14 protein-coding genes are annotated in these 11,511 nt (G+C 73.7%); 12 read left to right on the forward strand and 2 right to left on the reverse strand.

What is annotated here, in order from left to right; translation table 11 throughout:
* The 7 genes from ABZU53_RS20990 to ABZU53_RS21020 all read left to right on the forward strand — a co-directional run bounded on the left by ABZU53_RS20990 (position 1) and on the right by ABZU53_RS21020 (position 6,215).
* On the forward strand, positions 1 to 903 hold the full coding sequence (locus ABZU53_RS20990; protein ID WP_355067124.1) for a sulfotransferase domain-containing protein: 903 nt from the start codon (positions 1 to 3) through the stop codon (positions 901 to 903).
* Complete coding sequence (locus ABZU53_RS20995; RefSeq protein ID WP_355067084.1) at positions 900 to 2,162, forward strand: hypothetical protein; 1,263 nt, start codon at positions 900 to 902, stop codon at positions 2,160 to 2,162. Before ABZU53_RS20990 ends, ABZU53_RS20995 begins: the two co-directional genes overlap by 4 nt.
* Before the next feature lie 215 nt (positions 2,163 to 2,377).
* Positions 2,378 to 2,854 carry a UDP-N-acetylglucosamine--LPS N-acetylglucosamine transferase gene (locus tag ABZU53_RS21000; RefSeq protein WP_354863194.1) on the forward strand — a complete coding sequence of 159 codons (477 nt, stop codon included), beginning with the start codon at positions 2,378 to 2,380 and terminating at the stop codon, positions 2,852 to 2,854.
* Positions 2,851 to 3,513 carry a glycosyltransferase gene (locus tag ABZU53_RS21005; protein WP_355067085.1) on the forward strand — a complete coding sequence of 221 codons (663 nt, stop codon included), beginning with the start codon at positions 2,851 to 2,853 and terminating at the stop codon, positions 3,511 to 3,513. The genes ABZU53_RS21000 and ABZU53_RS21005 overlap by 4 nt, the downstream gene beginning before the upstream one ends.
* The gene (locus ABZU53_RS21010) at positions 3,510 to 4,430 is read left to right on the forward strand and encodes a glycosyltransferase family 2 protein (protein ID WP_355067086.1); all 921 of its coding nucleotides are present in this window, start codon (positions 3,510 to 3,512) and stop codon (positions 4,428 to 4,430) included. The genes ABZU53_RS21005 and ABZU53_RS21010 overlap by 4 nt, the downstream gene beginning before the upstream one ends.
* 103 nt (positions 4,431 to 4,533) lie before the next feature.
* Positions 4,534 to 5,712, forward strand: coding sequence for a chorismate synthase (aroC, locus tag ABZU53_RS21015; RefSeq protein ID WP_354863178.1), 1,179 nt, complete (start codon positions 4,534 to 4,536; stop codon positions 5,710 to 5,712).
* Positions 5,712 to 6,215 carry a shikimate kinase gene (locus ABZU53_RS21020; RefSeq protein ID WP_354863179.1) on the forward strand — a complete coding sequence of 168 codons (504 nt, stop codon included), beginning with the start codon at positions 5,712 to 5,714 and terminating at the stop codon, positions 6,213 to 6,215. Before aroC ends, ABZU53_RS21020 begins: the two co-directional genes overlap by 1 nt.
* A 59-nt stretch (positions 6,216 to 6,274) precedes the next feature.
* On the opposite strand, the gene ABZU53_RS21025 is transcribed toward ABZU53_RS21020, so the two are convergent.
* Positions 6,275 to 7,003 (reverse strand): alpha/beta hydrolase, encoded by a 729-nt coding sequence (locus ABZU53_RS21025; RefSeq protein WP_355067087.1) that lies wholly within the window; start codon positions 7,001 to 7,003, stop codon positions 6,275 to 6,277.
* 79 nt (positions 7,004 to 7,082) lie between these two features.
* On the opposite strand from ABZU53_RS21025, the gene ABZU53_RS21030 reads away from it, so the two are divergent.
* Genes ABZU53_RS21030 through nusB form a run of 5 tightly spaced genes read left to right on the forward strand, consistent with a single transcriptional unit; the run spans position 7,083 to position 10,671 of the window.
* Positions 7,083 to 8,081 carry a YafY family protein gene (locus ABZU53_RS21030; protein ID WP_355067088.1) on the forward strand — a complete coding sequence of 333 codons (999 nt, stop codon included), beginning with the start codon at positions 7,083 to 7,085 and terminating at the stop codon, positions 8,079 to 8,081.
* A 10-nt stretch (positions 8,082 to 8,091) separates the two neighbouring features.
* A complete protein-coding gene (gene aroB / locus ABZU53_RS21035; RefSeq protein ID WP_355067089.1) occupies positions 8,092 to 9,171 on the forward strand; it encodes a 3-dehydroquinate synthase in 1,080 nt (359 codons plus the stop codon).
* Positions 9,168 to 9,635, forward strand: a complete 468-nt coding sequence (aroQ, locus tag ABZU53_RS21040; RefSeq protein WP_354863183.1) for a type II 3-dehydroquinate dehydratase — start codon at positions 9,168 to 9,170, stop codon at positions 9,633 to 9,635. Before aroB ends, aroQ begins: the two co-directional genes overlap by 4 nt.
* Positions 9,636 to 9,679: 44 nt before the next feature.
* Positions 9,680 to 10,237, forward strand: coding sequence for an elongation factor P (gene efp / locus ABZU53_RS21045; protein WP_007458344.1), 558 nt, complete (start codon positions 9,680 to 9,682; stop codon positions 10,235 to 10,237).
* Between the two features lie 23 nt (positions 10,238 to 10,260).
* A complete protein-coding gene (gene nusB / locus ABZU53_RS21050) occupies positions 10,261 to 10,671 on the forward strand; it encodes a transcription antitermination factor NusB (protein ID WP_193376622.1) in 411 nt (136 codons plus the stop codon).
* Positions 10,672 to 10,745: 74 nt separating this feature from the next.
* On the opposite strand, the gene ABZU53_RS21055 is transcribed toward nusB, so the two are convergent.
* A complete protein-coding gene (locus ABZU53_RS21055) occupies positions 10,746 to 11,234 on the reverse strand; it encodes a transcriptional regulator (protein ID WP_007458348.1) in 489 nt (162 codons plus the stop codon).
* Between the last annotated feature and the right edge of the window lie 277 nt (positions 11,235 to 11,511).

Genomic DNA, 11,511 nt, shown 5'->3' on the forward strand with positions numbered 1-11,511 from the left:
GTGGCGTCCATCCGTGACCGGGTCAAGCAGCTGGTGCCGACCCAGGTGACCACCCGGGTGAAAGAGTCCCTGGTCGACTACGGGGTCCGCACCAGTGACCGGCGACCCCTGCCGGACTTCCTGATCATCGGCACCAAGCGGGGCGGCACCACCTCCCTGTGGAACTACCTCATCCAGCACCCCCTGGTGCCCCGGCTCTTTCCCGCCTGGAACACCAAGTCGGCGCACTACTTCGAGGAGCACTGGGGCCGGGGCGAGGCGTGGTACCGCTCGCACTTCCCGACCGAGCGGCAGCGCGAGGCCCTCGCGAAGCGGCACGGCGGGCCGGTCCGGGTCGGCGAGGCCGCCCCGCTCTACATGTTCCACCCGCTCGCCGCGCAGCGGGTCGCCGCTCTGCTGCCGACGGTGAAGCTGATCGTGCTGCTGCGCGACCCGGTCGAGCGGGCGTACTCGCACTGGAAGGAGCGCCGCACCCACGGCATCGAGCCGCTGGACTTCGCCGCCGCGCTGGCCGCCGAGCCGGAGCGCACAGCGGGGGAGCGGGAGCGGCTCATCGCCGAGCCGGAGGCGTTCAGCGAGGCGTACGACTGGTACACGTACCGGGCCCGGGGGCGTTACCTGGAGCACCTGGAACCGTGGCTGGAACGCTTCGACTCCGAGCAGATCCTCTTCCTGCCCAGCGAGGACCTGTACCGCGACTCCCGCGCCACGTACCGGCGCACCCTCGACTTCCTCGGGCTGCCCCCGTACGACCTGCCGAACTTCAAGGTCTACAACGACCGGCGCTCCGCGCCGCTGGAGCCGGCGGTCCGCGCCGAGCTGACCGACTACTACCGCCCGTACAACGACGCGCTGCGCGAGCGGCTCGGGTTGGACCTCGACTGGGCGGACCGGGCGGCGTGACGACCGGGGTCACCCCGGCCACCGATCCCCGGTCCCGGGTGGACGGGCTGGGCTGGGTGAGCCGCGCGGTGTTCCCGGACGACCGGGTCGGCCTGACGGTGGGTGGCGCGCTGCCGGCCGGGTACCGGGCGGTGGCCCGGTACGCGGTGGTGCCGTCGGTGGCCCGGGCGCGGTTCCTCGTGCCGCTGGGCGCACCCCGGGCCGGCGCGGCGTCGTTGCTGGCGTACAACGCGTTGCGGCCGCCGAAGGTGCGGGCGCTGCGGGCCGCGCTCGGTGGGCTGGCCCGGTTCGGCGGGGCGGGTCTGGCGCCGTTTCCGACGTTGACCGTCTCGGTGCCGGTGGGGGCGGCCGTGACCGAGCTGCTGCTGACCGAGCGGCTCGCCGCCGCGCTGGGCGGTACGCCGCTGCTGGCCGCGTGCGGTGTCCGTCCGCCGGACCCGAACGTCAAACCCACCCTGCAACTGTTCACCGTCGACGGTCGTCCGCGCGGCTACGCGAAGATCGGCTGGAACGACGCCACCCGGGCGCTGGTCACCGCCGAGGCCAGCGCGCTGCGGGCGTTGCGCGCGGTGACCGGCGTCGTCGACCATCCGGTGCCGCCGGGGCTGCTCACCGAGACGGCGTGGGCCGGCCAGGCGGTCGCGGTGATCGAACCGCTGCCACCGGACGTACGCGGCGTGCCGGCCGACGACCCGCCACGGATCGCGGCGTTGCTCGCGGTCGCCCGCCGCGGGGCCCCGGCCGGGGCACCGCGGCCGCTGGCGTCCTCGACGTTCCTGACCCGGTTGGCCGCCCAGGCCGAGCGGGCCGCCGCGGCCGGGCCGGCCGGGGCGCGGGCGGTCGCCGCGGTCGCCGCGCTGGCCCGCCGGCACGGCGACACGGCCGTCGAGTTCGGCCACTGGCACGGCGACTGGGTGCCCTGGAACCTGGGCACGTACGACGGCCGGCTGGTGGCCTGGGACTGGGAGCACAGTGGTCCGGACGTGCCGGTCGGCTTCGACCTGGCGCACGACGCCTTCCAGCGGTCGCTGGTGCTGCGCGCCGAACCGGCCGCGGTGGCCGCCGTGGCGGTGGACGGGCAGCTGGGCCGGCATGGTGCGCGGCTCGGCCTGGGCCCGGCGCAGTGCCGGCTGGTGGCCGACGCGTACCTGGTGGAGATGTGGCTGCGGACGTGGCGGCTGGCGGACGCCGGCGCCGGGTGGAACGGCGCGCTGCATCCCGCACTGTTGGACGTCATCGAGAAACGACATAGCGACTGAACTGGAGACAACGCGACGCCGGGTGCGCGTCGCAGAGTGACGACATAATGGCAGGTCGTGATGACGATCGATGGGCTGCGGGGCCGACAGCGGCTCTGACGACGCCGAGTGGAGATCGTCGCCTCGCCCGGTCGCGCTATTCAACGACCGGAAAACCTGTGATCTGCTTCTGCCTGGCGTGAATCGGAATTCCAAGCTGACTTGTGGGGAGTCGCGTGGACACGAACAACGACGACGAGCCGCCGGTGCTGCTGCTGGTGGGATCCAGCGGCGGCCACCTGGCCCAACTACTTGCCCTGCGGCCCTGGTACGAACGGTGGCGGCGCTGCTGGGTCACCTTCGACACCCCGGAGGCGGTGTCACTGCTGGCCGGTGAGGATCTGGTGCCGGCGCACCACCCGACCACCCGCAACGTGCCGAACCTGCTGCGCAACGCGCGACTGGCCTGGCGGGTGCTGCGGGGCCGGCGGGTCGCCGCCGTGGTCACCACCGGCGCCGGGGTGGCCGTGCCGTTCGTGGTGCTGGCCCGCCTGCGTCGCATCCCGACCGTCTACATCGAGGTGTACGACCGGATCGACACCCCGACGCTGACCGCCCGGCTCTGCCGGCCGTTCCTGTCCGCGATGCTCGTGCAGTGGGACGAGCAGCGCCGGCAGTACCCGGAGGCCACCGTCGTCGGGACCCTGCTGTGAGCGGGGAGACGGGCACGGCCCGCCGCGACACCGTCGCCGACCCGTCCCGGCTGCCGCGCCAGCGCGACACCACCGACGTCGAGCAGACCCGGCTGCTCGTCGCGGTCGGCACCGACAAGCACCCCTTCGACCGGCTCGTGGACTGGTTGACGCAGTGGCACGCGCAGTCCGGCCCGGTCGGGTTGACCCTGCAGCACGGCCACACCACGGCGCCGCCCCTGCCGGGCGCGGTGCCCTTCCTCGGTCACGACGCCCTGCAACAGGCGATGGCCGACGCGGACCTGGTGGTGTGTCACGGCGGCCCGGCGACGATCCTGGAGGCCCGCCGGCACGGGCACCTGCCCATCGTGGTGCCCCGCGACCCGTCGCGCGGTGAGCACGTCGACGACCACCAGCAGCTCTTCGCGCGTCGGCTCGGCGCGGCCGGGCTGGTGGCGCTCTGCGAGACCCGGGAGGCGCTGCACGACGCGCTCGCCGCCGGGCAGGCCGACCCGTCCCGGTACGCGGTGGCCGCCGACCCGGCGGCGCACGAGGCCCGGCGCGCGGCCGTCGCCCGGGTCGGGCAGATCGTGGATGACCTGGTGGCCCGGTCGGCCCGGCGCCGACCCCGCTGGCGGAGGGGGCCGCGACCCGGCCAGGATACGGAGGAGACCAGATGACCGGACAGCCGAGCGTCAGCGTCGTGGTGCCCACCCGGGACCGCCCCGAGCTGCTGCGCGCCGCCCTCGCGGCGATCCTCGCCCAGGAGTACCCGGGCCGGATCGAGGCGGTCGTCGTGTTCGACCAGTCCACGCCCGACGAGTCGCTGACGGCCCTCGCCGGGCCGGACCGGGCGGTGCGGGTCATCGGCAACGGGCGCGCGCCGGGGCTGGCCGGGGCGCGCAACAGCGGCACCCTCGCCGCCGAGGGTGAGCTGATCGCGTTCTGCGACGACGACGACGAGTGGCTGCCGGGCAAGCTGGCCGCCCAGGTCGACGCCCTGGCCGCCGACCCGGCGGCCGAGTTCGTCTGCTGCGGCATCCGCGTCAGCTACGACGGGCACACCGTCGACCGGGTGCTCGACAAGGACCGGATCACCCTCGACGACCTCCTGCGGGACCGGTTGACCGAGCTGCACCCGTCCACCTTCCTGATCCGCGCGACGGCGCTGCGCGAGGGCTTCGGCCTGGTCGACGAGGAGATTCCGGGCAGTTACGCGGAGGACTACGAATTTCTGCTGCGGGCCGCCCGCAGCGCGCCGCTGATCAACCTGCCGACGCCGTCGGTGCTGGTGCGCTGGCACAAGCGCTCGTACTTCGCGCAGCGCTGGGACACCATCTCCGAGGCGTTGCAGTGGCTGCTGCGGCGCTACCCGGAGTTCGCCACCCAGCCGGCCGGTGCGGCCCGCGTCGCCGGGCAGATCGCGTTCGCCCAGGCCGCCTCCGGTGACCGCCGGGGCGCGCTGCGCTGGGCGCGACGCACCCTGCGCAGCAATCCCCGCGAGCCGCGCGCCTACCTGGCGCTCGCGGTCGCCGGTCGGGTGGTCCGGGCCGACGCGGTGCTGCGCACCCTGCACAAGCGCGGCCGGGGCATCTGATCCGTCGCGCGGAGCCGCCCTGCGGACGGTCCCGGCCGTCCGCAGGGCGGGACGAGGCGGGCAGCGCGACGCGCCCGTCGCGCGCCGTGACAGACTGACCGCTGTGTTGCGCTGGCTGACTGCAGGTGAATCGCACGGTCCCGCCCTCGTCGCGCTGATGGAGGGGGTGCCGGCCGGCATCGAGGTGAGCACCACCGAGATCGCGGGCGAGCTTGCCCGCCGTCGGCTGGGCTACGGCCGTGGTGCCCGGATGTCGTTCGAGCAGGACGAGGTCGAGGTGATCGGCGGGCTGCGGCACGGCGTGACCCTGGGCAGCCCGGTGGCGATCCGGGTGGGCAACTCCGAGTGGCCGAAGTGGCGCACGGTGATGGCCGCCGATCCCGTCGACCCCGACGAGCTGGCCCGGCAGGCCCGCAACGCGCCGCTGACCCGCCCCCGGCCCGGCCACGCCGACCTGGCCGGCATGCAGAAGTACGGCCACCACGATGCCCGGCCGATCCTGGAGCGCGCCAGCGCCCGGGAGACCGCCGCCCGGGTGGCCGTCGGCGCCGTCGCCAAGGCGCTGATCCGGCAGGCCCTGGGCATCGAGATCGTCTCGCACGTCGTCGAGCTGGGGCCGGTGGCCGCGAAGCCCGGGCTGCGCCCGACCCCGTCCGACGCCGACCGCATCGACGCCGACCCGCTGCGCTGCCTCGACCCGGAGGCCAGCGCCCTGATGGTCGCCGAGGTGGACGCCGCGAAGAAGGCCGCCGACACCCTCGGCGGCGTGGTGGAGGTGCTGGCGTACGGGGTGCCGCCGGGCCTGGGCAGTCACGTGCAGTGGGACCGCAAACTCGACGCCCGGTTGGCCACGGCGCTGATGTCGATCCAGGCGATCAAGGGGGTGGAGATCGGCGACGGGTGGCAGCAGGCCCGCTCCCGTGGCTCCGAGGCGCACGACGAGATCATCCCGTCGGCCACCGGCGTCCGCCGCGTCACCGACCGGGCCGGCGGGCTGGAGGGCGGCATCACCACCGGCGAGCCGCTGCGGGTGCGCGCCGCCATGAAGCCGATCTCCTCGCTGAACCGTGCGCTGGCCACCGTGGATGTCGTCACGGGCGAGCCGGCGACCGCCATCAACCAGCGCTCCGACGTCTGCGCGGTGCCCGCCGCCGCGGTCGTCGCCGAGGCGATGGTGGCGCTCGTGCTGGCGGAGGCGGCCACCGAGAAGTTCGGCGGTGACTCGGTCGCCGAGATCCGCCGCAACCTGGCCGGCTACCTCGACGCGTTGGTCATCCGCTGATGGCGCCGGTCGTGGTCCTGGTCGGGGCGCCCGGCTGCGGCAAGACCACCGTGGGGCAGGCGCTCGCCGCCACCCTCGGCGTGGAGTTCCGGGACACCGACGCCGACATCGAGCAGCTGGCCGGCAAGAGCATCCCGGAGATCTTCATCGACGAGGGTGAGGACCACTTCCGGGCCCTGGAGCGGGCCGCCGTGGCGGCGGCGCTCGCCGCCGGCACCGGTGTGCTCGCCCTCGGCGGCGGCGCCGTGCTGGCCGAGGAGACCCGGGCGGCCCTGGTGGGTCATCGGGTCGTGCACCTCTCGGTGGAGCTGCCCGACGCGGTGAAGCGGGTCGGGCTCGGCGCGGGCCGGCCGCTGCTGGCGATCAATCCGCGCGCCACCCTCAAGCACCTGATGGATCAGCGCCGGCCGCTCTACGCCGAGGTGGCCACCGAGACGGTGATCACCGACGGCCGGACCCCGGCGGCGGTCGTCGCCGAGATCGCCGCCCTGCTTCCGCGCTGACGCCGGACCGGCCCTCCGGGCGGCGGTCGGTGCGTTCGCCGCCCGGTGCGGGCCTCCGCTCAGGTGCGAGCGACCAGGTCGAGGACGTCGGCCAGCGCTTTCGGCTCGCTGAGCATCGGCCAGTGCCCGGTGGGCAGCTCGTGCAGCTGGCCGTCGGCCAGGCCGGTGAAGAACGGGTGCCCCTCGTCGATCATCTGCCGCACCACCGCCAGCGGGAAGGTGCTGGCGACCAGCGCGGTCGGCACCGGGCGGCCACCCGTGCGGCGTACCGGATCGGTCGCCGTCCGCAGGGGCTGCGCGGTGCAGCGCTCGCGCAGGAGGGACAGCGTCGGCTCGTCCAGGCCGGCCAGGTTGGTCGGGTCGGCCGCCGGGTCCCAGGCCGGCGGTGGCAGCAGGTGCCCGTCGCCGATCGCCGCGCGCAGCCGCTGCTGCTCCGGCGGCGGCACCGTGTCGAACTGCGCCGTGCCGTCCGGCAGCGGCCCGCTCTCCACGTAGACCACCCGGGCGATGCGGTCCGGGATGACGTCGGCCGCCTGGGCCACCGGCATGCCGCCGCCCGAGTGCCCGACCAGCAGCACGTCGCGCAGATCCTCGACCTCGATCAGCCGGACGATGTCGGTGGTGTGCGTCTGCAGGGTCACCTGCGGCCCGGCGAGGTGGTGGCGCTCGGCCACCCCGGTCAGCGTCATCGGGTGGACGTCGTGGCCCTGCGCGCGCAGCAGACCGGTCACCTCCCGCCACGCCCAGGCGCCCAACCAGAACCCGGGCACCAGTACGAACGTCGCCATCTGTCACTCCTTCTCTCGGCTACCGAGCGACCGTATGATCGAAAGCGGACAGAATCCGCCCGGTTTGAAGGAGTGGCCCGTGTCTCACCCCGCCGGTCGGGTGCTGGCCCTGCTCGAGCTGCTCCAGGCCCGGCACCGGGCGACGGCCGGCGAGCTCGCCAGCCGGCTCGGTGTCGACGAACGGACCGTGCGCCGCTACGCGGCCACCCTGGTCGAGCTGGGCATCCCGGTGCTCGCCGACCGGGGCCGGCACGGCGGCTACCGGCTGCATCCCGGGTTCAAGCTGCCGCCGCTGATGCTCACCGACGACGAGGCGGTGGCCGTGCTGCTCGGCCTGGTCGTCGCCGAAAGGGTCGGGCTGGCCACCGAACTGCCGGCCACGGCGACCGCCCTGGCGAAGATCCGCCGGGTGCTGCCGGCGGCGCTGGCCGACCGGCTGACCGCCGTGCAGGAGCACCTCGGCTTCACCCTGCGGCGGCCCGAGCCCCAGGCGCGACCGGCGTCGGGCACCCTGCTGGCCCTGGCCGCGGCCGCCCGGCACCGGCAGCGGGTGAGCCTGGACTACCGCTCGTGGCGCGGTGAGCTGTCGCATCGCGACCTCGACCCGTACGGGTTGGTCTTCCACGCCGGCCGCTGGTACGTCACCGGCCACGACCACCGGCGCGGGGAGGTGCGCACGTTCCGACTGGACCGGATCGGCGCCGTGACGCCCGGCGCGGCGACGTTCACGGTGCCGGACGGCTTCGACGCGGTGGCGTGGCTGACCCGGTCGCTGGCGGGCGTGCCCTACCGGCACGAGGTCGAGGTGCTGCTGGAGACCGACCTGGTCGCCGCCCGACGGCGCATCCCGGCCGGTGTGGCCGAGCTGACCGCCAGCGGCGACGGGGTGCTGCTGCGGGCCCGGGCGGAGAGCCTTCCCGGTATGGCGGCGCTGCTCGCCGGGCTGGGCTGCGCGTTCACCGTGCGCCACCCGGACGCGTTGCGTACCGCCGTGGCCGAGCACGCGCGCCTGCTGGCCGACTGGGCCGCCCGGCCAGCAGGTGGACAGACGCGGTCGCCACGCCGTCCGCTGGACTAGGCTGCCGGCGATGGACGAGGTGACCCGGATTTCGGTCGGCGGCGAACGGCCGTACGACGTGCTGGTCGGGCGCGACCTGCTGGCCGCGCTGCCCGGGCTGCTGCCCGGCGCGACCCGGGCGGCGGTGCTGCACACGCCCCCGCTCAAGGCCCTGGCCGACGCGATCGGCGAACGGCTGCGCGCGGCCGGCGTCGAGCCGCTGCCGATCGAGGTGCCCGACGCCGAGTCGGGCAAGCAGATCGAGGTGGCCGCCGCCTGTTGGGACCGGCTGGGCGCGGCTGGTTTCACCCGTACCGACGCGGTGGTCGGCGTCGGCGGCGGTGCGGTGACCGACCTGGCCGGCTTCGTCGCGGCCTGCTGGCTGCGCGGCGTGCGCTGGGTGCCGGTGGCCACCTCGCTGCTGGGCATGGTGGACGCCGCCGTGGGCGGCAAGACCGGGATCAACACCGCCGCCGGCAAGAACCTGGTCGGCGCGTTCCACCCGCCGGTCGGCGTGCTGGCCGACCTGGCCACCCTGGACAGCCTGCCCGCCGTCGACCTGGCGGCCGGGCTGGCCGAGGTGGTCAAGTGCGGCTTCATCGCCGACCCGGTGATCCTGGATCTCGTCGAGCGTGACCCGGCGGCGGCCACCGACCCGCGCGGGCCGGTGACCCGGGAGCTGATCGAGCGGGCCATCCGGGTCAAGGCGGACGTGGTCGCCGGCGACCTGCGCGAGTCGGGCCTGCGGGAGGTGCTCAACTACGGCCACACCCTGGCCCACGCCATCGAGCAGGTCGAGGGTTACCGCTGGCGGCACGGCCACGCCGTGGCCGTGGGCCTGGTGTACGCGGCCACGCTGGCCCGGCTCGCCGGCCGGCTGGACGCGTCGACCGCCGATCGGCACCGGCGTACCCTGACCGCGCTCGGTCTGCCGGTGAGCTACCCGGCCGACGCCTGGGAGCGGCTGCTGGCCGTGATGCGGGTGGACAAGAAGGCCCGGGGCAGCCGGCTGCGGTTCGTGGTGCTGGACGCGCTGGCCCGCCCGGCGATGCTGGAGGGCCCGGACGACGCGCTGCTGGAGGCCGCCTACCGCGAGGTGGCCACCCCGTGAAGGTGTACGTGTTGAACGGGCCGAACCTGGGCCGCCTCGGCACCCGGGAGCCCGCCGTGTACGGCTCGACCAGCTATGCCGACCTGGTGACGCTCTGCGAGGCCACCGGCCGGGACCTGGGGCTCGACGTGACGGTCCGGCAGACCGACGCCGAGCACGAGCTGCTCGGCTGGCTGCACGCCGCCGCCGACGAGGGCGCCGCCGTGGTGCTCAACCCGGCCGCCTGGTCGCACTACTCGTACGCGGTGCGCGACGCCTGCGCCATGCTGCGCGGGCCGCTGGTGGAGGTGCACCTCTCCAACATCCACGCCCGCGAGGAGTTCCGGCACCACTCCGTCGTCTCCGCGGTGGCGACCGGGGTGATCTGTGGTCTCGGCATCGACGGCTACCGCCTCGCCCTGCACCACCTGGCCACCCGCGCAGGGGTCGTCCCGAGCGGGGACCGGGCGATTCGACGCAGCTAGTAGACTCCTAGGGTCTGTCCGCCAATTGATGATCAAGGCAGGAAATGGCCTCCACCAACGACCTCAAAAACGGCCTGGTACTCAACCTGGACGGCGAGCTCTGGGCCGTCGTCGAGTTCCAGCACGTCAAGCCCGGTAAGGGTGGCGCGTTCGTGCGCACCACGCTGAAGAACGTGCTGTCCGGGAAGGTGGTCGACAAGACCTTCAACGCGGGCACCAAGGTCGAAACCGCGACCGTGGACAAGCGCACGATGCAGTATTTGTACGCCGACGGCGAAGACTTCGTCTTCATGGATCTGGAGACCTTCGACCAGATCACCGTGCCCGGCGGCACCGTCGGCGAGGCAGCCAACTACCTGCTGCCCGAGGCGGAGGCGACCGTCGCCCAGCACGAGGGTGTGCCGCTCTACATCGAGCTGCCCACCAGCGTCGTGCTGGAGGTCACCTACACCGAGCCCGGCCTGCAGGGCGACCGTTCGACCGGCGGCACCAAGCCGGCGACCGTGGAGACCGGCGCCACCGTGCCGGTTCCGCTGTTCATCACCACCGGTGAGAAGATCAAGGTCGACACCCGCGACGGCCGTTACCTCGGCCGCGCCTGATGGCTGAGGGTCCCAAGCAGCAGATGCCGGCGCGCCGTAAGGCGCGCAAGCGGGCGCTGGACGTCCTCTACGAGGCCGACCTGCGGGATCGGCCGCCCGTCGAGGTCCTGGCCGGCTACCTCCAGCGCATCGAACAGCCCCGCCCGGAGCACCTGGGTTACGCGGTGGGCCTGATCGAGGGGGTCGCCGAGCACCTCAACCGCATCGACGAGCTGATCGCCAGCTACGCCGAGGGTTGGACGTTGGAGCGGATGCCGGTGGTCGACCGCAACCTGGCCCGGATCGCCGTCTACGAGTTGCTCTACGTCGACGAGATCGACGACGCGGTGGCGATCAGCGAGGCCGTCGAGTTGGCCCGGCAGATGTCCACCGACGATTCGCCGCGGTTCCTCAACGGCGTGCTCGGGCGCATCGCCGAGTACGCCACCCGCTGAGCGGCCGCGTAACCCGTACGACGAGAAGGGCCCGTGCCATCCGGCACGGGCCCTTCTTTCGGTGAAGCGACAGCTCAGGAGGCGAAGAACGCCCGGGGGTCGGCCACCAGCACGCCGTGCTCGGTGAGCCGCTCGATCAGACCCGACGGTGAGGCGTCGTAGACGATCGCGAGCGCCCGCAGGTCGTCGGCGCGGATGGAGAGCACCCGGCCGTTGTAGTCACCGCGCTGCTGCTGGATGGCGCGGGCGTAGCGGGCGACGTAGGCCAGGTCCTCGGAGGCCTCGTCGTAGAGCCGCTCCAGGTCCAGAACGATCTTGCTGGTGGGCTCGTGCCGGACGCCGCTGCCGTCCGGCAGCAGTTCCGAGACGGGGACCCGGTAGAACTCGGCCAGCTCGGCCAGACGGGACACCGTCACGGCCCGGTCGCCACGCTCGTACGAGCCGACCACCACGGCCTTCCACCGCCCGTTCGACTTCTCCTCCACACCCTGCAGGGAGAGGCCCTGCTGCTGGCGGATGGAGCGCAGGCGTGCGCCCAGAGATTTGGCGTATTCAGAGGGCATTCGGACACTCCCAGTGCTGCTCGGGGTTCTCCCGTCGATCGCTACGGAGCGTGACGGTACGGGGAATGCGACACGTGGTCAAGTGGTCGTGACCTTACCGTTGGGGAGCACCGAGGGAGTTATCCCCATTTCGTCGGCCTGATCCGGTGGTCAGCGGCCGCCGTCCGTCGGCCCGGTGACCACTGGTAACGTGGCGTGAAGCCTCGGTCGGGTTCGCTCGCGCTCGCCGGCCGGAGGTGCCCGACATCCTTTAACGACCCGTCCCGTGAGGCGGGGA

Origin of the sequence: Micromonospora sp. NPDC005194 (assembly GCF_040608335.1) — a bacterium.
In the GTDB taxonomy this organism is placed as follows: Bacteria; Actinomycetota; Actinomycetes; order Mycobacteriales; family Micromonosporaceae; genus Micromonospora.